General features: G+C 72.9%; 19 protein-coding genes and 2 pseudogenes. 10 read left to right on the top strand and 11 right to left on the bottom strand.

Features of this window, described 5'->3' with window-relative positions; genetic code table 11:
• The first annotated feature begins 87 nt into the window (after nucleotides 1-87).
• Nucleotides 88-477: a hypothetical protein gene (locus tag ACFV3E_RS11645; RefSeq protein WP_500534664.1), complete on the top strand. Its 390-nt coding sequence runs from the start codon at nucleotides 88-90 to the stop codon at nucleotides 475-477.
• A gap of 143 nt (nucleotides 478-620) precedes the next feature.
• On the opposite strand, the pseudogene ACFV3E_RS11650 reads toward ACFV3E_RS11645, so the two are convergent.
• Nucleotides 621-1113 (bottom strand): annotated as a pseudogene (locus ACFV3E_RS11650) (P-loop nucleotide/nucleoside kinase family protein).
• A 203-nt stretch (nucleotides 1114-1316) separates the two neighbouring features.
• Between ACFV3E_RS11650 and ACFV3E_RS11655 the strand changes: the two are divergent.
• Nucleotides 1317-1871, top strand: coding sequence for a DoxX family protein (locus ACFV3E_RS11655; protein WP_500534498.1), 555 nt, complete (start codon nucleotides 1317-1319; stop codon nucleotides 1869-1871).
• A gap of 82 nt (nucleotides 1872-1953) precedes the next feature.
• On the opposite strand, the gene ACFV3E_RS11660 is transcribed toward ACFV3E_RS11655, so the two are convergent.
• From ACFV3E_RS11660 to ACFV3E_RS11675, 4 genes are all read right to left on the bottom strand, one after another.
• Nucleotides 1954-3111 carry a glycosyltransferase gene (locus ACFV3E_RS11660; protein WP_500534499.1) on the bottom strand — a complete coding sequence of 386 codons (1158 nt, stop codon included), beginning with the start codon at nucleotides 3109-3111 and terminating at the stop codon, nucleotides 1954-1956.
• Between the two features lie 364 nt (nucleotides 3112-3475).
• The gene (locus tag ACFV3E_RS11665) at nucleotides 3476-3694 is read right to left on the bottom strand and encodes a hypothetical protein (RefSeq protein WP_500534500.1); all 219 of its coding nucleotides are present in this window, start codon (nucleotides 3692-3694) and stop codon (nucleotides 3476-3478) included.
• Between the two features lie 53 nt (nucleotides 3695-3747).
• Nucleotides 3748-4053: a hypothetical protein gene (locus ACFV3E_RS11670; RefSeq protein ID WP_500534501.1), complete on the bottom strand. Its 306-nt coding sequence runs from the start codon at nucleotides 4051-4053 to the stop codon at nucleotides 3748-3750.
• 63 nt (nucleotides 4054-4116) lie between these two features.
• Complete coding sequence (locus ACFV3E_RS11675) at nucleotides 4117-4257, bottom strand: hypothetical protein (protein WP_500534502.1); 141 nt, start codon at nucleotides 4255-4257, stop codon at nucleotides 4117-4119.
• Between the two features lie 287 nt (nucleotides 4258-4544).
• Here ACFV3E_RS11675 and ACFV3E_RS11680 point away from each other — a divergent pair, with 287 nt between their 5' ends.
• The gene (locus ACFV3E_RS11680; RefSeq protein ID WP_500534503.1) at nucleotides 4545-6197 is read left to right on the top strand and encodes an alpha-keto acid decarboxylase family protein; all 1653 of its coding nucleotides are present in this window, start codon (nucleotides 4545-4547) and stop codon (nucleotides 6195-6197) included.
• A 99-nt stretch (nucleotides 6198-6296) separates the two neighbouring features.
• Here the strand turns inward: ACFV3E_RS11680 and ACFV3E_RS11685 are convergent, their stop codons facing one another.
• From ACFV3E_RS11685 to ACFV3E_RS11695, 3 genes are all read right to left on the bottom strand, one after another.
• Entirely contained in the window at nucleotides 6297-7814 is a 1518-nt protein-coding gene (locus ACFV3E_RS11685; RefSeq protein WP_500534504.1) for a GMC family oxidoreductase, read from the bottom strand.
• Nucleotides 7815-7869: 55 nt separating this feature from the next.
• Nucleotides 7870-9351, bottom strand: a complete 1482-nt coding sequence (locus ACFV3E_RS11690) for an aldehyde dehydrogenase family protein (RefSeq protein ID WP_500534505.1) — start codon at nucleotides 9349-9351, stop codon at nucleotides 7870-7872.
• A 446-nt stretch (nucleotides 9352-9797) separates the two neighbouring features.
• Nucleotides 9798-12320, bottom strand: coding sequence for an ATP-binding SpoIIE family protein phosphatase (locus ACFV3E_RS11695; protein WP_500534506.1), 2523 nt, complete (start codon nucleotides 12318-12320; stop codon nucleotides 9798-9800).
• A gap of 471 nt (nucleotides 12321-12791) precedes the next feature.
• Between ACFV3E_RS11695 and ACFV3E_RS11700 the strand changes: the two genes are divergently transcribed.
• The 3 genes and pseudogenes from ACFV3E_RS11700 to ACFV3E_RS11710 all read left to right on the top strand — a co-directional run.
• Entirely contained in the window at nucleotides 12792-13058 is a 267-nt protein-coding gene (locus ACFV3E_RS11700) for a WhiB family transcriptional regulator (protein WP_500534507.1), read from the top strand.
• Nucleotides 13059-13176: 118 nt separating this feature from the next.
• On the top strand, nucleotides 13177-14106 hold the full coding sequence (sigJ, locus tag ACFV3E_RS11705; RefSeq protein ID WP_500534508.1) for an RNA polymerase sigma factor SigJ: 930 nt from the start codon (nucleotides 13177-13179) through the stop codon (nucleotides 14104-14106).
• A 78-nt stretch (nucleotides 14107-14184) separates the two neighbouring features.
• Nucleotides 14185-14724, top strand: a pseudogene (locus ACFV3E_RS11710) (DUF6891 domain-containing protein); the annotation flags it as partial.
• A 224-nt stretch (nucleotides 14725-14948) separates the two neighbouring features.
• On the opposite strand, the gene qcrB reads toward ACFV3E_RS11710, so the two are convergent.
• Complete coding sequence (gene qcrB / locus ACFV3E_RS11715) at nucleotides 14949-16565, bottom strand: cytochrome bc1 complex cytochrome b subunit (protein WP_500534509.1); 1617 nt, start codon at nucleotides 16563-16565, stop codon at nucleotides 14949-14951.
• A gap of 253 nt (nucleotides 16566-16818) precedes the next feature.
• Between qcrB and sigJ (ACFV3E_RS11720) the strand changes: the two genes are divergently transcribed.
• Together sigJ (ACFV3E_RS11720) and ACFV3E_RS11725 are read left to right on the top strand one after the other, a co-directional pair.
• Nucleotides 16819-17820, top strand: a complete 1002-nt coding sequence (gene sigJ, locus ACFV3E_RS11720) for an RNA polymerase sigma factor SigJ (RefSeq protein ID WP_500534510.1) — start codon at nucleotides 16819-16821, stop codon at nucleotides 17818-17820.
• A gap of 181 nt (nucleotides 17821-18001) precedes the next feature.
• On the top strand, nucleotides 18002-18853 hold the full coding sequence (locus ACFV3E_RS11725) for an NmrA/HSCARG family protein (RefSeq protein ID WP_500534511.1): 852 nt from the start codon (nucleotides 18002-18004) through the stop codon (nucleotides 18851-18853).
• Nucleotides 18854-18921: 68 nt separating this feature from the next.
• Here the strand turns inward: ACFV3E_RS11725 and ACFV3E_RS11730 are convergent, their stop codons facing one another.
• Nucleotides 18922-19671, bottom strand: a complete 750-nt coding sequence (locus ACFV3E_RS11730) for a hypothetical protein (protein WP_500534512.1) — start codon at nucleotides 19669-19671, stop codon at nucleotides 18922-18924.
• 199 nt (nucleotides 19672-19870) lie between these two features.
• Complete coding sequence (locus ACFV3E_RS11735) at nucleotides 19871-21427, bottom strand: MFS transporter (protein ID WP_500534513.1); 1557 nt, start codon at nucleotides 21425-21427, stop codon at nucleotides 19871-19873.
• Nucleotides 21428-21752: 325 nt separating this feature from the next.
• Between ACFV3E_RS11735 and ACFV3E_RS11740 the strand changes: the two genes are divergently transcribed.
• Both ACFV3E_RS11740 and ACFV3E_RS11745 read left to right on the top strand, forming a co-directional pair.
• Nucleotides 21753-22328 (top strand): universal stress protein, encoded by a 576-nt coding sequence (locus ACFV3E_RS11740; protein WP_500534514.1) that lies wholly within the window; start codon nucleotides 21753-21755, stop codon nucleotides 22326-22328.
• A 70-nt stretch (nucleotides 22329-22398) separates the two neighbouring features.
• Nucleotides 22399-24093 carry a bifunctional phosphatase PAP2/diacylglycerol kinase family protein gene (locus ACFV3E_RS11745; RefSeq protein ID WP_500534515.1) on the top strand — a complete coding sequence of 565 codons (1695 nt, stop codon included), beginning with the start codon at nucleotides 22399-22401 and terminating at the stop codon, nucleotides 24091-24093.
• The last annotated feature ends 26 nt before the right edge of the window (nucleotides 24094-24119 follow it).

Raw genomic sequence — 24119 nt, forward strand, 5'->3', positions numbered from 1 at the left:
TCATGAGCTCGTGAGGGCGCCCGCCGGCGATGTGCCGGCCCCCGCCCGCAGCCCGGGCGGACGGGCTGCGAGAGTGGTCGCGTGCTGATGGATCCCGAGAAGACGCTCTTCGTCCGCGGTGCCACGCCTGTGCTCCTGCTGGCCGACGCACCCGTCCACGACGCTCTGCCGCCCCTGGTCGTGCCCGACGGGGCGGTGCCCCTGTGCGAGGGCTGGAGCGTCGTCCCCCGGCTCACCCTGTGCGTCGTGGACGGGCCCGGCGACCACGGATGCGTCGTACCCGCCCTGGCCGCGCCGGTGTTGGGCGGGGCTGACGGTGATGCGGCGTCGAGCGGGATGGCCGACTGGTGCCTGGACGTCGAACAGGCCGGTGGGGCAGTCGTCCTGTCGGTGGATCAGCTGCCGGACGCGCTGGACTGGCCGGTGCTGCTGTCCGCCGGCGTGGCGCGCGGCGGCTTCATGCCCGCCCTGACCTGACGGCGGCCGCCCGTCCCCCCTGTCGAGTCGGCCCTTCCTCGACGGCGTGGCTCCGGACGTGTCGGAGGCGTCCCGCCCCCGGGCCTGAGCCCGCGAGGCCCCCGCGACGACCGTCACCCGAACGAGGGCCACCGGCCGGCGGCCTACTCGCGCCATCCCGGCCACCCGGCGGGAGGGTCGCCCACGTCCTCGCCTGCGAGTTCGGCGGCGTCGGGCTCCTCGAACAGCGCCCGCCAACGCAGGAGGTCCGCCTCGCTCATCGGGAAGGTCCGTTCCGGGTGTCGTGGCCTGGCGCCGGGCGACGCGGGCCCGTTGGGTCTCGTGGTCCACCGGTACGTACACCAGGCGGCAGGACCCGCCCGCGGCTTCCGCCAGGCGGCGGATCGCCGACCTCTCGTCACGCGACCAGCACCCGAAGTCCAGGACCACATCGGTCCCGACCGCCAGCGCCTCCAGCGCGAGCCGCAGCAGCCCTTCCAGCACGTCGCGCTTCCCGTCCGCCTCGGAATCGCCGAACAGCGGGATCATCCACTCGTCCGGCGTCAGGCGCAGCGCGCCGTGCTCCTCGGCGAGCCGCCGGGCCACGGTGGTCTTCCCGGCCCCGGGCAGGCCGACCATCAGGAACAAGGAGGTCACCCGGAGATCCTGCCAGGGGAGGGGCGGGGTGGGGCCATCGGTGGCACGGCATGCGACCCCCATGGACCTAACGTCCGGCGTGCCGCGCCCCGGACGGCACCGCAGGGCGTCACGCTGCTGCCGTGATCGGCCGTGCGGTGGGCCGCCCGTCGCGACGTCCGGCTCGCAGGCCGCACACGGCATCCCCACGAAGGGCCTCAGACATGTCCGCTTCCCCCCTCAGCACACTGTCCCGCTCCGGCTCCCACGCCACCGCCGAGTTCGGCGTCCCGCGGTACGTCCATGACGCCGGGCTGCTGCTCCTGCGGCTGGTGCTCGGGCTGACGATGGCGAGCCACGGAGCCCAGAAGCTGTTCGGCTGGTTCTCCGGGGTGGGTCTCGACGGCGCAGGACGCGTCTTCACCTCCGGCGGCTATCCGGCGGGGAAGGCGATGGCCGTGCTGGCGGGGCTCAGCGAGGTGCTCGGGGGCGTGGGCCTCGCCCTCGGGCTGCTGACCCCGCTCGCCGGGGCGGCGGTGGTGGGTGTCATGGTCAACGCCGTCGGCGTGAAGTGGGGCGGCGGGTTCTTCGCCCCGACGGGGGTGGAGTACGAGCTGCTCATCGCCGCGCTGGCCACCACGCTGGCCGTCGTCGGGCCCGGCCGCTTCGCGCTCGACCGTCACCTTCCGGGCGTGCGCGCGCACCGGGTGGGCCACGGCGTCTCCGCGGTGGTCCTCGGCGTCGTGCTCGGCGTGATCGTGCTGCTGTTCCGCAAGTGACCGGGGACGGTCGCGCGGTGGCGGCGGGTCCGGACGGTGTGAGGGCCCGTCAGCCGGCCGACGGGCCCTCACGCGCTACGCCTCATGCCACCGCGGCGGCGGCGAGGCGCTCGGCGACCTCCGAGGCCGAGGGCATCGCGGCGATCTCGTCCCGCAGGCGCTCCGCCCCCGCGGTGAACGCGGGCTCGGCGAGCACACGGCTGACCGCGGCGGTGACCGCTTCGGGCCCCTGCTCGCCGATCGGCATGGCCACGCCCGCTCCCGCGGCCTGCAGCCGGAACGCCTGACGCTGCTGGCCCGCCGCACCCGGGACGACGACGGCCGGGATCCCGCGCGCCGCCGCCCCGAACGTGTTGCCGGAACCGCCGTGGTGCACGACGACCGACACGCCGTCCAGCAACTCCGCGGCCGGCACGAAGGACACCAGCTCGACCCTGCCAGGCTCCAGCCCGAGGTCGTCGACCGGGGCGCCTCCCGTCGTGGCGACCAGGTCGACGTCCAGGGCGCTCAGCGACCGGAGCAGCGGACCGAGCGAGGAGGCCCTGCCGGAGACGGTGCTGAGACTGACGAGCACCCGGGGCCTGCCGGTACCGGGGACCCTGGCCGCGCGCGGCGTGCCCTCGGGGCCCTGGTGGGGCTCCGGCCGCAGCGCCACCCGTTCGAGGGGCGGCAGCGCGCCGCCGCGCTGCAGGCCGGGCGGGCAGAGGTCCAGCAGCCAGCGGCCGGACGGCGCGTGGGCCGGCGCCTGCAGACCGCGGTCGAGGTAACGGGACCGCGCCGTCGCGGCCAGGGCGTCCAGAACCTCGGGCTCCAGCGCCGGGTCTATGCCCATCACCGCGGACGGCACCTTGAGCACGGCGGCGACCAGCGGCCCCACGAAGTCGCAGTGCTCCGACACGACCAGGTCCGGCTCCCACGTGCGCGCCCCCGCGAGGGCCTCGTCCACGGAGAGGTCGACGCGTGCCCCGGCGAAGAACTCGGCGACCAGCGCCGGCGAAGGATTCGACGCCAGGTCGACGCCGCTGCGGCGGGACACTTCGGCGATCGCCACGTCGACGGTCGGACCGGCGGGCATCAGCTCAAAACCCTGCGCCCCGACCGGGCCCGCCATGGCGGCGGCGGAGACGAAGGCAACGGTGTGCCCCTGCGTGCGCAACGCCCGGGCGAGCGGCAACAGGGGCAGGAAGTGGCCGGTCAGGGGGGTGTGGAACATGAGGATGCGCATGGGTATCGAGATCACCTGTGTGCTTGTGCCACGTGCGTGGCCGCGGTGGGCGGACCGTCGTCGCGGTGCGCCTCCCCGGTCCGGCGTGCTGCCCTGGACCCGGAATTGCTTGTCGGCACAAGTATACGGGGGCTACTTGCCGAAGCAAGCAGGTGCCCCCGGGTCGGCCGGTGCCGGAGCGGTCCGGTCAGTGGCGGGCGCCGACAGGGCCGGGATGGCGTCGAGGCCGGTGACCTCACCCTCGGCTGCCAGCCGATGCAACCGGACGGCGCCCCCGGCCACCGTCTGGTCGCCTCCTCGCCGAGGAGGGGAGCCCCGACCACGGCGCGACGGTCCTCCTCGACTTGATCGGCACCCGGCGGGAACCCGCGACCGCCGATCAGGGCGTCGGCCTGCCGGCCTCGCCGCGTCGGCGGGACATCCCGCGGTAGACCGTCCAGCAGCTCGCCAGGACCAGCAACGCCCCGGCGACGGGCCATCCGATGGACCCGCCGTCGCGGTAATCCCGTACGCCGGTGAAGAGCAGGAGCCCTGACGGGATCAGTCCCGCCCAGTCGATTGCCCTGCCCCATCTCCTGAAGGCCGTCTGGTCGATCATGCGCGGATCATACGGTCGGCGCGTGCGTCCGGCGGAGCCGGATCCGGATCCGCCTACTGCTCGACGAGGCGAAGGGTCCCGGTGATCGCGAGTGTCGGGCCGGCGATCGCGAAGACCGAGCCGACGATCTTCGTCTTGATGCGCGAGGCCTTGCGTGTGGCCGAGGTCGGTGCGGGCACCCATCCGTAGGCGTCATGGGCGTCCTGCTGTGCTTGCTCGTCGTACGCCACCCAGAAGCGGGTGTGCCTGATTCCGAGCAGGCCGAACACGGTCATACCCAGGCCCATGAGCAGCATGATGACGGACTCGCCGCGGGGTGACATGGGCGCACCCGCGAGAACTGCTGCGAACTCGTGCACGGCGGCTCCTCGAGCGGCGTCGGGTTCGGGCGGCTGCGCGCTGCACGGGGCAGGGGTGGGGCGCTACCTCGTCCGGCGGTGTTGCCGCCGCTGGCGGGTCTTCTCCACGGTCGCCACGACCGGCATCAGCGTGCCCACCGTCGTGGCGGAGTCGATCAGGCCCTCGGAGCCTCCGAGGAGGTGGGCCGGTCCCCATCCGGCCACGGGGTCGAGGGTATCGGCCGATCCGCAGGTCGGACCGCGTGTTCGGCCGGGCCCCTGCGCTGCGTTCGCGCAGCTCGTGGGCCGGATGGCTCCGGTTGCGGGCTGTGGGGGATGCGGACAGCATGTTGCGGGGGCGAAAAGCCCGGCTTGCTTCACCTGTGGCACCGGCGGTGGCCATTCCCCGTGGTGCCCGCCGCACTCCGCGCCGCCCGGCGAGGCCGGCACCGACTCCACCGGAGACCGGCGCCCTGGGGCGGTGGTGCCGTCACCAGGAAAGGAACCTCCCCATGTCCACCACCGTCATCCAGCATGTCCTGAACCGGCTGCGGGACATCGGCGTGCGTCATGTCTTCGGCGTCCCGGGCGACTACGCCTTCCCCGTCAACGACGCCATCTCCCAGCACCCGGACATCCAGTGGATCGGCAGCTGCAACGAGCTCAACGCGGGCTACAGCGCCGACGGCTATGCCCGCGTGCACGGTGTGGGCGCGGTGAGCACCACCTACGGGGTCGGCGAACTCAGCGCGATCAACGCCATCGCCGGTGCGTACACCGACCACCTGCCGGTGTTCCACCTGGTCGGCATGCCCAAGATGCCCGTGCAGGCGCACCACTCGGTCGTCCACCACACCTTGGGCAACGGTGAGTTCGACCTCTTCCTGAAGATGTCCGATGCCGTGGTGTGCGCGAGCGCGATCATGACGCCGCAGAACGTCGCGTCCGAGACCGAGCGCCTCATCGCGGCGGCGGCCTACCACCGCCGCCCGGTCTACATGGCGTTCCCCGCCGACCTCGCGGAGATGCCCGTGGTCGGATCGGCCCAGCCGATCCCCGCACCGGCCAGCGACCCCGCGCAGCTGGACGCCGCCGTGCGGGCCGTCGCCGACATGCTCGGCCGGGCCGGGAGCGCCTGTGCCCTGCCCGGGGTGCTCGCCGCCCGTTCCGGCCTCGGACCGGAACTGCAGCGGTTCCTGGACGCCACCGGGATGCCCTTCGCCACGATGATGGCCGACAAGGGCGTCCTCAACGAGGAACAGCCCGGCTACTGCGGCATGTACGACGGCAAGCTCATGAACGAGGGCGTCCGCCGCTTCGTCGAGGGCAGCGACGTCGTCGTCCTGGTCGGTGCGCTGATGCACGACTTCAACAGCGGCGCGTTCACCGCCAACCTCGACCCCGGTCGCACGATCGACATCCGCCACCACCACGTGAGCGTCGACGGCATGACCTACCAGAGCGTGGAGATGAGGGACCTGCTCGTCGCGCTCACCGAGAAGCTGCCCCGCAAGCAGTGGCCGCACATCGAGGCCCGGGTGACCCGCATGGCCCCGGCAGGAGGCGGCGGCGGCGACTCCATCACCGCCGAGAACCTCTACCCCCGCTGGGAGAACTTCCTCAAGCCGGACGACATCCTGGTCGCCGAGACCGGAACGGTCTCGATGGGCCTGGCGTTCGCCCAGCTGCCCAGCGGTGCCACCTTCCACAACCAGACCCTGTGGGGCTCGATCGGCTGGGCCACCCCCGCCGCCGTCGGCGCGGCCGTCGCCGCCCAGGACGACCGGCGCGTCGTCCTCATCACCGGCGAGGGCTCGCACCAGCTCACGGCGCAGGAGATCAGCCAGTTCGGGCGGTACGGGCTGCGCCCGGTGGTGTTCGTGCTGAACAACCACGGCTACCTGATCGAGCGTCTGCTGTGCAAGCACCCGGACATCGCCTACAACGACCTCGCCAACTGGCGCTACTCCGAACTGCCGAAGGCCCTGGGCTGCGAGGACTGGTTCACCGCCCGCGTCTCGACCCTCGCCGAGCTCGACCAGGCCATGGCCGCGGCGGCGAAGGCCGGCACCGGCTGCTACATCGAGGTCATGACCGACACCTACACCGCTCCGCCGCTGGCCAACCAGCTCCACGACAACATCGAGAGCCTCTACTCCGCCTGAGCGGCGGTCCGGCCCCCACCGCGCCGCGGTGGGGGCCGAGTTCGGTGCCGCCATGGCACATCCGCCTGCGGCGCCGTCAGGACCTTTCCGGACCACCGTTCAGGACCGCAGCAACTCGGCGGCGCGTTCCGCGATGGCGTAGACGGTGGCGTTGGTGTTCGCGGAGGGGATCGAGGGGATGACGGAGGCGTCGGCGACCCGCAGGCCGTCGACACCGTGCACGCGCAGGGCGGGGTCGACGACGGAGCCGTCGTCGTCGCCCATCCGGCAGGTGCCGACGGGGTGCATGTACGAACACAGGGTCCTGAGCGCGTAGTCCCGCAGGCCGGCGTCGTCCGTGACCTGGGGTCCCGGCCGGACTTCGTGCCCGCGCCACTCCGCGAGCGCGTCCGCCTGACCGATCTCCCGCGCCAGGCGAAGCCCCCGGACCACGGCGGCCAGGTCCCGCTCGTCGCCGTAGTAGTCGGGGTCCACGAGCGGCAGGACGTCCGGGTCGGCGCTCGCGAGGCGGACGTTCCCGCGGCTGCGGGGCCGAATCGAGGAGACGGAGATGGTGTAACCCTGCCCCGCCGCGGGCGCGTCGGGGACGGGTATGTGGCCCGCCGCGTCGACGAAGAGCACCTGGAGGTCCGGGCCGTCGAGGCCGGGCCCGCTGCGCACCAGGCCGTACGCCTCGCCGTGGTTGTTGGCGCCCTCCGGGACCGGACGGGCCGCCCGGTAGATGAGGTTGGCGATCGGGTGGTCGTGCAGGTTCTCCCCGACGCCCGGGAGGTCCACCACGACGTCGATGCCGGTGCGGCGCAGGTGCCCCTCGGGGCCGACTCCGGAGAGCATCAGCAGGTGCGCCGATCCGATGGCGCCTGCGGTGAGGACCACCTCGCCCGAGCACCGGACGAGCGATACGGTGCCGTCCCTGGCGCCGTACTCCACCCCGCTGCACCGCCCGCCGCTGATGTGCAGCCGGAGCACCTGGGTACCGGTCACCACGGTCAGGTTCGGACGGTGCAGGACGGGGGCCAGGTAGGCGTCGGCGGCGCTCTGCCGCCTGCCGTCGACGATGTTCAGGTCGGACCAGCCGAATCCCTCCTCCGCTCCGCCGCCGATGTCGGTCGCGCGCCGGTGACCGGTCTCGGCCGCCGCGTCGAGCATGGCCGCCACGACCGGGTTCGGGGGCTCGGGGAGTCCGACGGTCAGGGGGCCGCCGACCCCGCGCAGGGCCGGATCCCGTCCTGAGAGGTTCTCGCTGCGCTTGAAGTAGGGCAGCAGCCCGTCGAACCCCCAGCCCTCCAGGCCGGCTTCCGCCCAGGCGTCGTAGCTGGAGCGGTGGCCGCGGAGGAAGTTCATCGCGTTGACGGCGGATCCGCCGCCGAGCGTGCGCCCGCGGGCGAGGAGGACGGTGGTGCCGCTCGCCCGCTGCCGGACGGTGGTGTCCCCCCAGTTCGCCGACGTCTGCAGCAGGGCCGGCCAGGCCGGGGGCGAGGTCATGTCGGCCGAGGTCTGCGCCGTGCCCGCTTCCAGCAGCAGGACGCGTGAGCCTTCGGGCTCGGACAGCCGTGCCGCGATCACGCAGCCGGCCGTCCCGCCTCCGACGACGACGTAGTCGTAGCTGTCGGTCATCGATTTCCTGTCCGTTCCTGGTGAGTCGGTCGTGTGTCGTGCCCAGAGGTGCATGTCATTCGGCGATGGGGTAGCGCGGCGGCCGGGAGCCTTCGATGGTGATCCACTGGAGTTCGGTGAACTCCTCCAGGCCGGCGCGCCCACCGGACTTGCCGTAGCCGCTGTTCTTGACGCCGCCGAAGGGCATCTGCGCCTCGTCGTCGAGCGTGCTGCCGTTGATGTGGCACATGCCGGCGTTGATGCGCTTGGCGAGGTCGAGGGCGAGGGGGATGTCCCGGGTGAAGACGGCCGAGGTGAGCCCGTAGTCGTTGTCGTTGGCCACGCGCAGGGCCTCCTCGGGTCCGTCGACGGCGATGACGCCGACGAGGGGGCCGAAGGACTCCTCGCGGTAGACGCGCATGTCCGGGGTGACGTCGGCCAGCACGGTGGGCGCGAAGCACGGACCGTCCGACGTCCCGCCGGCCAGGAGCCGCGCGCCGGCCGTGACCGCGTCCAGGACCAGCCCGGACAGCCGCTCGATGCTGTCCGGTCCGACGACCGGGCCGAGCGCGGTGTGCGGGTCGCGCGGGTCACCGCAGGTGACGGTGGCGGCGACGGCGGCCAGGCGCCGGGTGAACTCCTCGGCGATGCTGCGGTCGACCAGGATGCGTTCCGTGGACAGGCACGCCTGGCCGGAGTTGGCGAAGGCGCCGAAGGCCGTGGCGCTGACCGCGCGGTCGAGGTCGGCGTCGGCGAGGACCAGGGCGGGCGCCTTGCCGCCGAGTTCGAGGATCGCCTGCTTCATGTGCGCGGCGGCCCGCTGCGCGATGATCCGGCCCACCCGGCTCGAACCGGTGAAGTGCACCCGCCGTACGGCCGGATGGGCGATCAGTGCGTCGACCACTTCGGGGCCGTCCTCGGGCGCGTTGGTGACGAGGTTGTACACCCCGTGGGGCAGCCCGGCCTCGGTGAGGCACTCGGCGACCAGGCCGTGGGTGCGCGGGGTCTGCTCCGACGCCTTCATCACGACGGTGTTGCCCACGGCCAGCGCGTACGGGACCGAGTTGCCGACGAGCAGCGCCGGGGCGTTCCACGGGACGATGCAGGCGACCACGCCGACCGGTTTGCGGATCGCGATGGAGGTGCGGCCGGGTGCCTCGGAGGGGATGAGCTCGCCGGTGAGGCCGTCGTGGACCGCGCTCGCGGCGTAGCGGAACTTCTCCGCGAGGGCCGAGGTGTTGTAGCGGCCCCATGCGGCGGGGCCGCCCATCTCGACGGTGATCGCCTCGGAGATCTCCTCGGCTCGCGCTTCGAGTGCGTCGGCGGCCGCCCACAGGATGCGGCGGCGCTCGTTGGGCGGCAGCGCCGCCCAGGCGGGGAAGGCACGGTCGGCTGCATCGGCCGCCCGCAGGACGTCCGCCGAGAGGGCGGCTGCGGCCTGGGAGGCGATGTCGCCGGTGAACGGGTCGCGTGCGGTGAAGGTGTGCGTGCCGGAGGCCTGTTGCCAGATGCCGTCGATCAGCAGTTGCTGCACGGTGTTCTCGCCGGTGAGGGTCACGGGTGGTTCTCCTGCTGTGCGGGGCGCGGTGCTTCGTGCGCAGCACGGCGCGTGGAGGTGGCGCTGGGACTGGTGGTGCCAGAGCGAAGGGTGATGCCGATCGGACGGGCCTGCTGGATGCGGGGCCCGGTCAGCGACGCACGGGGTGGCGTCGTGCACGTCGGCGGTGCCGCCGAGGTTCCGTGGTGGCGCGGGGCGTCCGTCCTGCTCCGGCTCGCGGAGCGGGAGTTGGCGACCGCTCGCCACCGGCCTCGGCGCATGCGCGGGGGCTCTGGGGACACCTCACGTGTCGGTGGGCGTCGGAGGCGGTGGCCTCCGCGGCGTCCGGAAGCCCCCGGCCGGTGCTATTGAAGGATGTCCGTGCAGCGTAGCGCTGATAAGCCGCAAGGTGCAATAGGTGCTAACATTTTTGTATAAATCGGACGCCAGTGACGTCGCACCCTTGATCACGGTGAGGGACCGGCCCCGGGCGGCAGTTGCTGGTCGACCCAGACGAGTTTGCCCTCCGGGACGTGGCGGGCTCCCCAGGCGCGCGACAACTGCGCGACGAGGAAGAGCCCGCGGCCGTGTTCGTCGGTGGCGGTGGGGCGGTGCAGCAGCGGGTGACTGTGGCTGGTGTCCGAGACCTCGCAGGTCAGGACCGCGTGCCGGATCAGGCGCAGCCCGATCGTCCGGTCGTCGTCGCAGCCTCCGCCGCCGTGGATGACGGCGTTGGTGACCAGTTCGCTGACGATCAGCTCCGTGGACTCGGCCAGGTCGTCCAGCCCCCAGCGGGCCAGCTGGCGGGTGACGAGCGACCGGGCACGGCTGACGACGGCCGCGTCGCCGGGGAAGCGCCATGACGCGACGTGGCCCGGGCTGAGGGAACGGGTCCGCGCGAGGAGCAGGGTGACGTCGTCGTTCGGTGTGCCGTCGGGGAGCGAGCCCACCGCGGACGAGCACAGGTCCTCGAGCGGGAGGCCGGGTCGCGCGAGGGTCGCGGCCAGGCGGTCCATGCCGACGTCGATGTCGTGCTCACGGTCCTCGACCAGGCCGTCGGTGTAGAGGGCGAGCACGCTGCCCTCGGGCAGCTCCAGGGTGACGGACTCGAAGGGGACCAGACCCAGGCCGAGCGGGGCTCCCACGGGCAGGTCGAGGAAGGTGACACCCCCGTGCGGGTCGACGATCGCGGGCGGGGGATGTCCGGCCCGCGCCAGCGTGCAGAGCCGGGTGACCGGGTCGTAGACGGCGTACAGGCACGTGGCCGTCATGGTCGTGCCGGCCGGGGGCCCGCCCGGGCCGGCCTCCGCCTCGGTGAGATGGGCGACCTGCTTGTCGAGGGCGGCCAGCAGCTCGTCCGCCGGCACGTCCAGGTCGGCGAGGGTGTGCACGGCGGTGCGCAGTTGACCCATGGTCGCCGCCGCGTTGATGCCGTGTCCGACGACGTCGCCGACGACCAGCGCCACGCGGGCGCCGGACAGCGGGATGACGTCGAACCAGTCGCCCCCGACGCCGTGGTGGCTGTCGGCGGGCAGGTAGCGCCAGGCCACGTCCGCGGCGGACCCGCCCGTGGCGTGGCGGGGGAGCAGATGGCGCTGCAGGGCGAGGGCGGCGGAGTGCTCGCGGGCGTACTGGCGGGCCTGGTCCAGGGAGATGGCGGCCCTGCGGACGAGTTCCTCGGCCAGGAACAGGTCCTCGTCCTCGAACGGCCGGGGGTCCCTGGTCCGCATGAACGTCGCCACACCGAGCACGGCGCCCCGCGCGCGGATGGGGACGAGCATCAGCGAGTGCATGCGGTGCTCGCGGACCTTGGCGGCGCGTGCCGCGTCGTTGTGGTCCAGCCATGTACCGGGCGAGGCGTTCAGCACCGGCTCCAGGTGGGGTTTGCCGGAGCGCAGGACGCCCGCGAACGGCGATGCCGGCGGTGCGGAGACCGGCTCCCCCCGGGCGAACAGCGACTCGGGCGCCCCCGGTTGGACCGAGGCCAGGCCGGCGCGGCGGACGGCGGGGGTCCGTCCGGCGTCCTCGGAGCCGGGGCGGACGGGCGGCTCGTCGCCCAGCAGGACGGACTCCGCGAGGTCGACGGTGGCGTAGTCCGCGAGGGTCGGCACGGCGAGGTCGGCCAGTTCCTGCCCCGTCCGCATGACGTCCAGGGTGGTGCCGATGCGCTTGCCCGCCTCGTCCAGGATCCTCAGACGCTCCTGTGCGCGGCGGCTGTCGGTGGCGTCGGCATTCACGGTGCACACGCCCAGCGCGCGGCCCTGCGCGTCGTCGAGGCGGAAGAGGGAGGTGGTCGCGGGGGACTCCCGCTGGGTCTGCGCCTGGGTCTGCGCCTGCGTCGGCACGGAAGCCTGGTAGCCCCCGTTGATCACCAGGTCGCCGCTCTCCAGCATCCGGTGCATGACCGCCTCGAGCGATTCCGCCTGCGCGCCGGGGACGGCTTGCGGCGGGCTCCCCGGCAGTTGCGGGGGCGGGACGCCGTTCTCGAAGCCCTGGGTGTCGTTCACCCAGATGCAACGGACCTGGGTGTCGCGTATCGCGATGCCGATCGGCAGACGGCCGGGTACGGCGACTCCGGCCGGAGGCGGCTCCGCCGGCGCCGGGCCGTCCGCCGTCCACGACGGGGACGAGGACTTCTCGGCAGCCGAGACGAGCCAGTGGGTGCGGCCGTCCTGGCCGGCCAGCGACTGTGCCGTCAGGCGCACGTCGATGCCGTGGCCGTCGCGGTGACGGACCCGCGCGACGCCGGACCAGCGGCCCCGGTGGCGGATCTGCTCCGTCGCGAGGGCTTGCGTGCGGGCGTCGCCGTCGGCCAGCAACGCGAGGGCGGGCCGGCCGACCACTTCCGCGGCCGAGTAGCCGACGAGCCGCTGGGCGGCCTGCGACCAACCGGCCACGGTTCCCTCAGCGTCGAGGAGGGCCGTCGCGGCGCCGCCCGGCGCGGAGGCCCCGTGCGCTTCGGATATCGCCGTGTCAGAGGTGCTGGCCATCGATCATTCCTTCTCTGCCCCCCGAGGTGCGGTGCGTCAGCCCGCCGTGGGGCGTTCGTGATTCGTGGGTGGGGGTCCGTACACGTCCATGCCCGCAAGGCTACGCAGGCGGACGCGCAGGAGTGTGGTCCAATTTCATGACATATCCCTAGGACAATTCTGCGGCCGTGTCGTGGCCCCGACCTCCAATGCGCCCTGTAATTCCCCGTCGACGAGCCCGGTCGGGGCCCGTACGTCACATTCCGGCGGCCTGCGTCGTCGTACCTATGTGGAGGCGCACGCCTTCACGGGATGTGCGGATCGCGACCATAGGCTGTGTCTATCGACGCCTTCCGATATCCGTCTTGGACGTCACGGCGCGCTCGTCCATAGCATCCAGACATGGCACTTACCGTCCGGTCGGGGCCGGGTCCTGGGCCGCGGGACGGCCGCGAACGGTGAGCCGGCATGACCACCTATGAGGAGGCTTCCATGAATTGGCGCGACGCCGCCGCCTGCAGCGGGGAGGATCCGGAACTCTTCTTCCCGATCAGCGGCAGCGGCCTGGGCATGGCGCAGATCGACGAGGCCAAGGCCGTGTGCCGGCGGTGCCCCGTCACCGCCCGGTGCCTGGAGTGGGCGGTGGAGACCGGCCCCATGGAAGGCGTCTGGGGCGGCACCACGGAGAGCGAACGGCGTGCGATGCGGCACCGCGCCACCCGTGAGCGACTCAGAGGGGCGAGCGGAACCGCCGCCTGAGGCCGACCCACACGACGGCTCGCCGGTTTCCGGCACCGTCTGCACGATGGAAGCACGACACTCATGGAGGCCCTGCGCCGCCGCGCAGGTGTCTCCTCGTCCAGAGGAACTCATGCTCATGCGGGGCAAGGACGCGGGGCGACCGGGCACCCGCCCGAACCCGGCGCTGAAGGACCGGCCCATGCTGATGGCGCTGGCCTTCAGGATGCTCGGATCGACGCACGACGCCGAGGACGCCGTCCAGGAGACCTACGCCCGCTGGTACGCGATGTCCCCCTCGGCGCGCGCCGGCATCAGGTCCCCCACGGCCTGGCTGGTCCGCGTGGCCGGCCGGATCTGCCTTGACCACCTCGGCTCCGCCCGGGTGCGCAGGGAGAGGTACACGGGCGAGTGGCTGCCAGAACCGCTGCCGGACAGCTCGGCGTGGAGCAGCGTACGGACGTCCGGGCGCATGGACGATCCCGCGGACCGGGTCGCCCTGGACGATTCCGTCACCATGGGGATGCTCGTCCTCCTTGAGTCCCTCACGCCGGCGCAACGCGTAAGCTTCGTGCTGCACGACGTCTTCAAGGTGTCCTTCGTCGAGATCGCCGCCATCGTCGGCCGCAGCGCCGAGAGTTGCCGCGCACTGGCCGTGGCGGCCCGCCGCGGTATCACCTCCGCGCGCAGGCACGAGGCGGATCAGCAGGAGTACCGGCGGCTGGTCCGCGAGTTCAAGCGGGCGTGCCAGACCGGCGAACTCGACCGCCTGATCGCCCTGCTGGACCCGCAGGTCACCGCTCGGGCGGACGGCGGCGGACACGTCCGTGCCGCGCTCAAGCCCATCCACGGAGCGGACAGGACCGCCCGCTACCTCATCGGCGCGTCCCGCAAGGAGGGCCGTCTGTCCACGGCCCTCATGACCCTGGAGAACGCCGGTCACCGCCCCGCGCTGGTCTGCCGGGTGGACGGAGCGGTGGTCGCCGTCGTCACCCTGCACGTCGCAGGTTCGCGGATCACCGACGTGTGGATCACGCTGAACCCGGACAAGCTGGCCGTCTGGCACTAGGGACTGTCGTCGAACCTCGGCCAACGACCAACCGGGATCAGGGCTGGTCGGCTCCCGGGAGGTCCGCAGTCAGAGGGGTTGGAGAAGCGCGTCCGCGAGGTGCTGGTCGGCGGCTGTGCCTCCCGCGCCGAACTGTCCGAGCTTGCCCAGGAGTACCTGGTCACCAAGGACCGTCGGCCCGTCGCACGCGAGCAGGCGGAGGCGCTTGCCGACCGGTTGTGGCGGGAGCGGGTCGCGGAGCAGACCGCATGGCAGGGCGAGACCGACCCTGAGCGGCTCACCCGCGCGTTCACCGCCCTGCAGGAGGCCGGCGTCACCGCCCGTGAGAACTTCACCTGCTGCCGCGGCTGCGGCCAGTCCGAGATCGGCGGCGAAGGCGGACCGGACGCCCGCGGCTTCGTCTACTTCCACACCCAGTGCACGGACTCCGCCGCAGCCGGCCACGGACTGATGCTCCTCTACGGCGGCTTCGACGGCTCGTCCGAGACCACTGCAGTCATCGGCCACGAGGTCGCGGCTGCCCTCGAAGCAGTCGGCCTCCACACCGAGTGGGACAGTGACCCCGACCGGGCCATCACCGTCACCCCCCTGGACTGGCGCCGCCGCCTGGTCGGTTAGGGACCGGCGTCAAGGATCACGCCCACATGAGGAGCGAGGCGAGGATGACGGCCGCCCGAAAGGTCGACACCGGGCATCTGCGCCAGGACGGGGAGGTAGGGATCCCCGCCTGTGCTGATCCGTCCGTGCTGAAGTCAGAGGTCTGACCTCACGGCGGCCCGCCGAACCCCCAGGTTTTGCGGGCCGTCGGGTTCTGGCGGGCCGTCAGGTGGCACCACCGCCGGTCAGAGCTCGATGCTGCGCCGCATCTCCTCCTCGGTGGGCTTGGCCACCTGTGACGAAGGCCCGTAGAAGGCGTGCGACAGGCGCAGCCTCAGGCGTTCGCGGCGGGTCCGCCGGCGCGGGAGCCCGTTCGGGTCCTCGTCGGGGCCCGGCTCCAGGGGCCGGTACTGCTCGTGGGAGCCCAGGAGGTGACGCCGCGCGGCGTCGGGGGGCCGGTGGATCTCGACGTATTCGCCGTGGGGCAGCCGGCGGATCACCCCCGTCGCGGTGCCGTGGAGGAGCTCGTCCTTGTCGCGCCGCTGGAGGCCCAGGCAGATGCGTTTGGTGACGGTGAAGGAGGCCACCGGGACGACGAACACGGCGACGCGGACGGCCCAGGTGACCGTGTTGATGGACAGGTGGAAGCGGGTCGCGAAGAGGTCGTTGCCGCCGCCGGCCAGCAGGCAGAAGTAGAGGCTCAGCCAGGCGACGCCGAGCCCCGTGCGCACCGGGCGGTTGCGGGGGCGGTCCAGCAGGTGGTGCTCGCGCCGGTCCCCGGTGACCCAGGCCTCGACGAACGGGTACGCGCCGATGGCCACCAGGACGGCGGGGAACACCAGCAGGGGGATGAGCACACCGAGCACCAGGGTGTGGCCCGCGAAGTGGACCTCCCACCCCGGCATGACGCGGACGAGGCCCTCGGCGAACCCCATGTACCAGTCCGGCTGGGCGCCGGTCGAGACCTGGTCCGGACGGTAGGGCCCGTAGTTCCACACGGGGTTGACGGCCGCGACGGCGGAGAGTGCGGCCAGCACGCCCGCCACGAGGAAGAGGAAGCCGCCCGCCTTGGCGACGTAGACCGGCAGCAGCGGCATGCCCACGGCGTTGCCCTCCTTCCGTCCGGGGCCGGGCCATTGGGTGTGCTTGTGGTAGAAGAGCAGGATCAGATGGGCCGCGATCAGGGCGATGAAGATCCCGGGCAGCAGCAGGATGTGCGCGGAGTAGAGGCGCGGGACGATCTCCCCGCCCGGGAACTCACCGCCGAAGAGGAACAGGGACAGGTACGTTCCCACGACCGGGACCGACAGGACGGCGCCCTGGAGGAAGCGCAGTCCCGTGCCCGACAGCAGGTCGTCCGGCAGCGAGTAGCCGATGAAGCCCTCGAACATGCCGAGTACGAGCAGCGCCCAGCCGAAGAGCCAGTTCACCTCCCGGGGCTTGCGGTAGGAGCCCGTGAAGAAGTGGCGCATCATGTGGACGAACATGGCCGCGACGAAGACGATGGCCGCCCAGTGGTGCATCTGGCGCACGAGCAGGCCCCCGCGCACGTCGAACGAGATGTCCAGCGTGGAGGAGTAGGCCTCCGACATGGTGACGCCGCCCAGGGGGGCGTAGCTGCCGTCGTAGACCACCGTGTTCATCGAGGGGTGGAAGAAGAGCGTCAGGTAGACGCCCGTCAGGACCAGCACGACGAAGCTGTGGAGACAGATCTCGCCCAGCATGAACGACCAGTGGTCGGGGAAGATCTTGCGCATGTGGGCCCTGGCGAGGGTGTGGATGCCGAGCCGTCCGTCCGCCCAGTCGGCCAGCCGCTCCCCCCGGGGCGCCTGTTGTCGGTCTCTGGTGTGGGTGATCGTCACCTTGGGCTTCTCTCGGGACTGCGTGCGCGCTTCACGCGTCGGATGGGTCGTACCTCACGACGGCCGGGGTCCCGCGGATGTGAGGTGACGTAGGACACGGGTCCGCGGGCGGGCGGCGGCGCCGGCGCCTCACATACGCGGGCGCGGTCTCGTCGTAGAGGCATGCCGATCGGACCAGCGAAGGACACCGTCCATGAGGCGGCCGCGAGCCGCCCCGCACGTGACGGCCGGACCCGGAGGCAGAGGCGGCGGGATGTCTGACGCACCCCTGCCCGAAGCCGCCGGCCACTCGCTGGGCGCCGTCTTCGGCGAACGCCGGGTGCTGCTGAACCTGGCGTTCCGCATGCTGGGGTCGTCGTACGACGCCGAGGACGTCGTCCAGGAGACCTACATGCGCTGGTACGCCCTCTCGGAGGACGACCAGCGCGCCATCAGGTCGCCCATGGCGTGGTTGGTGCGGGTGGCCGGCCGGATCTGCCTGGACCACCTGTCCTCGGCCCGGGTGCGACGCGAGAGGTACGTGGGGGAGTGGCTGCCCGAACCGCTGCCCGGATCCGCGGGGGACGCGGTGGGCCCGGCCGCGGCCGGTGCCGATCCGGCGGACCAGATCAGCCTGGACGAATCCGTCACCATGGGGGTGCTGGTCGTCCTGGACTCCGTCACCCCGGCGGAACGCGTCGCGTTCATCCTGCACGACATCTTCGGGGTGCCCTTCACGGAGATCGCGGAGACGGTGGGGCGTTCCCCCGCGGCCTGCCGTCAGCTCGCCACGTCCGCCCGTCGCCGCCTCAGAGCGGCCGAGCCCCCGGCGATCCGCAGCTCACGGCACCGGGACGTCGTGTCGGCGTTCAAGCACGCCTGTGAGACCGGCGATCTCGACACGCTCGTGGAACTCCTCGACGCGAACGCGACCGCGACCGCCGACGGCGGAGGAAGGGTCAGGACCGCCCTGCGGCCCGTGGCCGGAGCCGACAGGATCGCGCGCCTCTTCCTCGGCGTCCTGCGGAAGGAGCCGGGAGTCTCCTTCCGCGTGGAGGACGTCAGCGGCCGCCCGGGCCTCGTCGGGCGCATGGACGGCGTGACGGCGGCGGTCGTCGGGATCGACCTCACCGAGGAGGGCCGCATCGGCCGGATCTGGCTCATGATGCACCCGGACAAGCTGCACGCGTGGCGCAACAGGGACGGCGTCCAGCGCGATCCGGGGGTGTCACACATTCCCCGAGGGATGGGTCATGGGGGCGAAGGACGTTCGTGACCACGGGGAACGGCCGTGGAAAGGCCCATGCCCGGCGCCCGTTGATCGTGCACATCCCGGCCTGAAGTTCACCCCGTGGATGGGCCCGATGCGTCCGTGTTGCCGCGCGTGTGCATGTGCCGCGGCCGGATACTGCGCATTGGCGTTCATTGCCCTGCGGCCATGAAAAAGGAGTTTCCCGATGGTTGATGAGCCGATCCTGGTGCTTGCCGCAACCGGCGGACAGGGCAGGGCCGTGACCGACGCGTTGCTGGACCGCGGGGCCAGGGTGCGGGCGATGGTGCGGGACCCAGAGCGGGAGGCCGCGCGGCGGCTGGCCGATCGGGGCGTCACCGTGGTGGCGGGGTCACTGAATGACGGCGGTTCCCTCGCCGCGGCGATGGACGGGGTGGCGGGGGTCTTCGCGTTCACGACGCCCTTCGAGGCCGGCGTGGACGCCGAGGTGGCCCAGGGGCGGGCCATCCTGGCCGCCGCCGGCGAGACGCGGGTACCGCATCTGGTGTTCAGCTCGGTGGCCGGGGCCGACCAGGGGAGCGGCGTGCCCCACTTCGACAGCAAGGCCCGCATCGAGGCCGAGCTGGCCTCCGGCGATGTGCCCCACACGATCCTGGGGCCGACGTACTTCTACGACAACGCGCTCGGCGGCGCGGAGCGCATCCGCAGTGGGGTGCTCGACCTGCCGCTGCCCTCCGACAGGCCGCTGCAGCAGCTCGCCCGTTCCGACCACGGCGCATTCGCGGCCGAGGTGCTGCTCAACCCCGGGCCCTACCTGGGGCGGCGTATCGAGCTGGCCAGCGACGCACCCACGCCCGCGCAGATGGCGGACGCCCTGCGCGCGGCCCTGGGCCGGGACGTCCGGTACGAGCGCGTACCGCTGGAGGCCATCGCGAACCCGGACATGCACGCGATGTGGACCTTCCTCAACGGCCCCGGCTACCGCGTCGACGTCCCCGCACTGCACGCGGCGCATCCGGAGATCGCCTGGACCGGCTTCGCCGACTGGGCGCAGGCCGCCTTCGCCCCCGCCCACTGACCCGGACCCACCGGCGGCGGGAACCGAGCGGCGCCGGGTGCACGGCCCGGCCGGGACGCCCCACCCGGTCACACGTCCGGTAGGAGGAGCCAGACTTCGGAGAAGGCGAGGCCGTGCTCGTGGGTCGTCGCCCCGCACGGGCAGCCCAGCCGTATCAGGCGCCAGTCGCAGGTCACCGTCCACGGGCCGTCCCGGCCTCCGCACACCGGGCAGCCGACGGTCTCGGCCGTCCACACCCCGGCGGCGGGTCTGCCGTGACGTCGGAAGCGGCCCGCGTACCGGACCTGCCAGGGCCGGACCGGTGGCGTGCGCGGGGCGGTCCCGGGCGGGCCCGCCGAGGCCAGAGTGGCGAACAGTTCGATCAGTTCGGGGAGCAGGGCCTCGCCCGGGTCGGTCGCCGGCGGGGTCCGGCCGCCTGCCGTCCCCGCAGGGGGCCCGTATCCGGGCGCGGCCGCTGCCACTGGTGGGTTCGGGGTGGCGTACCAGGGCGCGAAGGCCCGGGCGACGGCGGCGAGGAGGGCGGCCGCGCGCGGGCTGACGGCGCCCGCGTCGAGGTGGTGGAGGGTGGTGCGCAGGACCCGTTGGAGCCGCCGGTCCCGGTCCGTGGCGACGGTCCGGGCGGTCGCTTGCCGCCGGGCCGGGAGCGGCGCCGCAAGACGGTCCAGGACGTCCGCGGCCGCTGCGGAGTCCGCCGGGGCGGGGCACCACTCCCCGGCCGCAAGGAGTCGCCGTGCCTGCCCGGCCTCGCGGGTCAGGGCACGTGTCGACAGCGGTTGCGGGCCGCGGGTTGCCTCGTGAACCTCGTGCCCACCTGTCACGGCCCCTGCTCCGCCTTCCCTCGTTCCCGCCGCTGTCGCGACGTGGGTCCTTCCTTATCCGTACGGGCTGGATGTGTCCAGCTCCGTCCAGTCCGAGATACGCAGGCGTGCGTCCGAATCGTCTTCCGATCGAAGGCCCGGTCGCGTCGACCGCCCGGGGCCGCCCGTACGGCCGGTCCCGGGCGATCGCGCCCTTCCGTTACAGCCCCGTGCCCGCGGCCGCCGCCTTGCCGCTGAGGTTCTCCAGGTCGCTCCTGCGGACCCGGATCAGCAGCAGTGCGACCAGCAGCGCGACGGCCGCCATGGCCGCGGAGGTCAGGAACGCCGAGGAGATGCCACCGGTCAGCACCTCGTGCCCCCAGCGGCCGGGCAGCTGGCCGGTCCGGGCCACCTGGGCCTGGTCCGCGGCGGTGGCCTGTGCCAGGAAGGACGGCAGCTGGTGTTCCGCCTCGTCGCGGCTCGCGGTTCCGAAGACGGTCACCATGATGGACAGCCCCAGCGAACCTCCGACCTGCTGTGAGGCGTTGAGCACGCCGGAGGCGGCTCCGGCCTCGTGCTGCGCGACGCCCGAGACGCTGGTGAGGGTGAGCGTCACGAAGTTGAGGCCGATGCCGGCGCCGAAGAGGAACAGCGGCCCCATCACGCCTCCCACGTATGTGGTGCCGGGACTGATGAACGTCAGCCAGCCCAGCCCGACGATCGACAGGGCCGAGCCCATCACCACGAACGGCTTGGGGCCGAGGACGGGCAGCAGCCGCTGGGTGATCCCGACCGCGACGACCAGCGCCGCGGTGAAGGTCAGCGACGCCAGACCGGAGCGGATCGGGCTGTAGCCGAGCACGATCTGGAAGAACTGCACGATGAAGAAGAACATCCCGTACATCGCGCCCGCCAGGCAGAGGATGACGACGTACGAGCCGACGCGGTTGCGGTCCCCGAACATGCGCAGCGGGATGATGGGCTGCGCGGCACGGGACTCGACGAGCACGAACGCCGCGAGGAGCACCGCGGCCGCCGCGAAGGCGGTGACGGTGAGCGGATCGCTCCATCCGTCGCCGGAGGCCCGGATGAAGCCGTAGACGAGCGACGCCATCCCGAGGGTCGACGTCGCGGCGCCGGCGACGTCGAAGTGGCCGGGGTGCCGCCGGGACTCGTTGATGTAGACGGGAGCGAGCACCGCGACGAGGAGCCCGATCGGGACGTTCACGAACAGCACCCAGCGCCAGTCGAGCCACTCGGTGAGCATGCCGCCCGCCAGCAGCCCGACGGCCGCACCGGCGCCCGAGACGCCCGCGAACACGCCCATGGCCCGGTTGCGTTCGGGCCCCTCGGCGAAGTTCGTGGTGATGAGCGCGAGCGACGTGGGGGAGGCGATGGCGCCGCCGACGCCCTGCAGGGCGCGCGCCGCCAGGAGCTGCCAGGGCTCCTGCGCGAGGCCTCCCAGCAGGGACGCCAGGGTGAAGAGCACGATGCCCGTGGTGAACACGCGCCGGCGCCCGAGGATGTCACCCGCCCTGCCGCCGAGCAGCAGCAGTCCGCCGAAGGTCAGCGTGTAGGCGCTCAGCACCCAGGAGAGGTCGGTCGTGGAGAAGCCGAGCGAGCGCTGGATGTTCGGCAGGGCGACGTTCACGATGGTGCTGTCGAGCACGATCATCAGCTGGCACGCGGCGATGATGAACAGCGCGAGCCCCGGGTGGCCGCTTCGACGGGCGGCACCGGGTACGCCGGGCGTGGCCTGTCGCAGCCGGGTCGTCATCGGCCGGCTCCCGGCTGCGCGGTCATGCCGATCCTGACGTCCGCGGGCCGGTGGTCCGCGTCAAGAGCGTCGGGCATCTCTTTCCTTCCGTCGAAGCGAAGTGGGACGCGCGTCTCCTCGGGAGCCCCGGGCCCGGGAGGAGTCGCGCGGACGAAAGGCACACGCCCTGGGGCCGTACCTCACCGGAATGACGAGGCACTTCAGCCGGGCGTGAGGTGACGGCTGTCACAGGTCGACGCGTGTGAGCGGCGCTACATCACACACCGCGCCGACACGTCGTCGTCTCCGTGGACAGGTGCGATCCGACCAGGAGGACGGAGTTTCGATGGAAGGGCCGGCACAACAGCGGGTCGTGGTCGGCGTCAGCGGCTCCCTCAACAGCCTGGTCGCGCTGCAGCGCGCGGGCGCCGAGGCCCGCCTCACCGGGCGCAGGCTGCTCGCCGTACTGGTGTGGACCCGGACCGAGGCGGGCGCGCCGCCCTGGAGTTCCGGGCCGGTGTCGACCTCGGCCCGGAACGCGGCGGCGCGGCTCCTGACCGCCACACTGAACGACGTCTTCGCCGCCACCGCCGACGATCTCCACATCGACGGTCTGGCGATCTCGGGCCGCCCGGGCGAGACCCTCGTCAAGATCGCTCAGCGGGAGGGCGACCTGCTGGTCCTCGGCGCGGGACGGAGGCAGAGGCTGGGTCCGTGGCACTCCCCGGTCGCCCGCCACTGCCTCGCCCACGCCTCGTGCCCGGTCCTCACCGTGCCGCCGTCCCCGCTCCAGCTCGACCTGGAGGCGATGACGCGCAGGACGGGGCTCCGGAAGGCGGGGCGCGACGACGTGGCACGGGAGATGCGCCGGGCGCTGATGGGTGATCAGTACGCCCGCGGCCCGGCTTCCGAGGTGCCCTGAGGTGACCTGAGCCGGGCCGTCGACGTCGTCGGTCACGCGTCACCTGGGCCGGACGGGTAAGACGGCAGCCATGAGGATCGATAGCGGCGCAGTCCCGCCACGGCTGCGGTGGTTGCTGCTGCTGCCCGTGCAGTGGGGGCTGCTGGTGGCGTTCGGAGCGCTGGTGACCGGCCCCCTGGCGGACCGGTGGCCGCTGTCGGCGGAGGACGGCGTCGTCCGGTCCCTGGCCGCGCACCGCACCGGCGCGGGCGTCACCGCGGCGCAGGGGCTGTCACTGGTCGCGGGTACGCAGGGCGTGATCGCCGTGGCGCTGCTGTGCGTGGTGGCGCTGCTCGTACTGCCGCGTACCGCGCGGCGGGCCGAGGCGTACTTCCTGGCCGGGGCGGTGGCGGCCCAGTCGGCGGTCTTCGTCCTCGTCACCGTGTGCGTGGAACGGCCCCGCCCGGACGTGCCGCACCTGGAGCTCGCGCCGCCGACCTCGAGTTTCCCCTCCGGGCATGCGGGGGCCGCACTCGCCCTGTACGGGGGTCTGGCCATGCTCGCGGCGCGTGGGCAGCGCCGTCCGTGGCGGCTGCCGGCGGTCGTCCTGATGCTGTGCGTCCCGGCCGCGGTGGCGGTGTCGCGGCTGTACGCGGGCATGCACCACCCCAGTGACGTCATCGGGGGTCTCCTCAACGGCGCCTGCACCCTGTTCGTGATGGCCCGCGCCCTGCCGCCGGCTGGCGGACGGCCGGGACGGACGCCCGGCCCCCGCTCCCGTGGCGGCGCCGGGCGCCGGGCCGTCGTCGTCCGGAACCCTCATGCCTGCGCCGGTGAAATGGCCGACGAGGTGCGTGCCGTCCTGGACCGCCACGGCTACACCGACCAGCGGTGGACCCTCACCACGGCGGAGCACCCCAGCGGTGAACTCGCGGCACTGGCCGCGGTACCCGGCACCGCGCTGGTCGTGGTGTGCGGTGGTGACGGCACCGTACGCGCCTGCGCCGGGCCCCTGCTGGGCACGGACACCGCCATGGCCATCGTGCCCTGCGGCACCGGCAACCTGCTGGCCCGCAACCTCCACCTGCCCATGGACCCGGCCGTGGCCCTGGAGCAGGCACTGACCGGGCGGACCACCCGCATCGACGTGGGGCGGGTGCACGGCGACGGGCTGCCCGCGACCTGCTTCACCGTCATGGCGGGCGCCGGCTTCGACGCCGCCATGGTCCGTGACGCCTCCGTCCGGCTCAAGGCGCGCCTGGGCTGGAGCGCCTACGTCCTGTCGGGGTTCGGCCATCTCACCGACCCGCGCATGCACCTGGCGATCCGTCTGGACGGCGGCCCGGAACTGCCGCGCAGGGCACGGATGGTCCTCATCGGCAACGTCGGCGTCCTCCAGGGCGGCCTGCCGCTGCTGCCCCGGGCACGCCCCGACAGCGGATGCCTGGACCTCGTGCTCCTCAACCCCCGCGGCCTGACGGGATGGGCGGCCACCGCGGGGCACCTGGCGGTACGCATGCTGCCGCACCGCCCGGGGCGCCGCGGCGGCGACAGCGCGCCCGTGGCCCGCGGGGCGCTGGAGTACTTCCAGGCCCGGCGGATCGACATCGGCTTCGCCACGCCCCAGGCACGGGAACTCGACGGGGACGTCGTCGCCGACGGCACCCGGCTCACCGTCGAGGTGCAGCCGGGGGCGCTGGCCGTCCGCCTGCCCGCCCCCACCGCCGTATCCGCCACCGCGCGTGCCCCACGGCACGACGACCGCGCCGTCACCTCCGGCGGCTGAGACCCCCGCCGCCACCCTGCGGCCGT

Source organism: Streptomyces sp. NPDC059718 (assembly GCF_042733315.1).
Classification (GTDB): domain Bacteria; phylum Actinomycetota; class Actinomycetes; order Streptomycetales; family Streptomycetaceae; genus Actinacidiphila.

What these genes read in the sequence shown, in the direction of transcription:
- ACFV3E_RS11645 (WP_500534664.1), top strand. Translation starts at nt 88, where the DNA reads ATGGATCCCGAGAAGACGCTCTTCGTCCGCGGTGCCACGCCTGTGCTC.
- ACFV3E_RS11655 (WP_500534498.1), top strand. Translation starts at nt 1,317, where the DNA reads ATGTCCGCTTCCCCCCTCAGCACACTGTCCCGCTCCGGCTCCCACGCC.
- ACFV3E_RS11665 (WP_500534500.1), bottom strand. Translation starts at nt 3,694, where the DNA reads ATGATCGACCAGACGGCCTTCAGGAGATGGGGCAGGGCAATCGACTGG.
- ACFV3E_RS11680 (WP_500534503.1), top strand. Translation starts at nt 4,545, where the DNA reads ATGTCCACCACCGTCATCCAGCATGTCCTGAACCGGCTGCGGGACATC.
- ACFV3E_RS11685 (WP_500534504.1), bottom strand. Translation starts at nt 7,814, where the DNA reads ATGACCGACAGCTACGACTACGTCGTCGTCGGAGGCGGGACGGCCGGC.
- ACFV3E_RS11695 (WP_500534506.1), bottom strand. Translation starts at nt 12,320, where the DNA reads ATGGCCAGCACCTCTGACACGGCGATATCCGAAGCGCACGGGGCCTCC.
- ACFV3E_RS11700 (WP_500534507.1), top strand. Translation starts at nt 12,792, where the DNA reads ATGAATTGGCGCGACGCCGCCGCCTGCAGCGGGGAGGATCCGGAACTC.
- sigJ (WP_500534508.1), top strand. Translation starts at nt 13,177, where the DNA reads ATGCGGGGCAAGGACGCGGGGCGACCGGGCACCCGCCCGAACCCGGCG.
- sigJ (WP_500534510.1), top strand. Translation starts at nt 16,819, where the DNA reads ATGTCTGACGCACCCCTGCCCGAAGCCGCCGGCCACTCGCTGGGCGCC.
- ACFV3E_RS11725 (WP_500534511.1), top strand. Translation starts at nt 18,002, where the DNA reads ATGGTTGATGAGCCGATCCTGGTGCTTGCCGCAACCGGCGGACAGGGC.
- ACFV3E_RS11735 (WP_500534513.1), bottom strand. Translation starts at nt 21,427, where the DNA reads ATGACGACCCGGCTGCGACAGGCCACGCCCGGCGTACCCGGTGCCGCC.
- ACFV3E_RS11740 (WP_500534514.1), top strand. Translation starts at nt 21,753, where the DNA reads ATGGAAGGGCCGGCACAACAGCGGGTCGTGGTCGGCGTCAGCGGCTCC.
- ACFV3E_RS11745 (WP_500534515.1), top strand. Translation starts at nt 22,399, where the DNA reads ATGAGGATCGATAGCGGCGCAGTCCCGCCACGGCTGCGGTGGTTGCTG.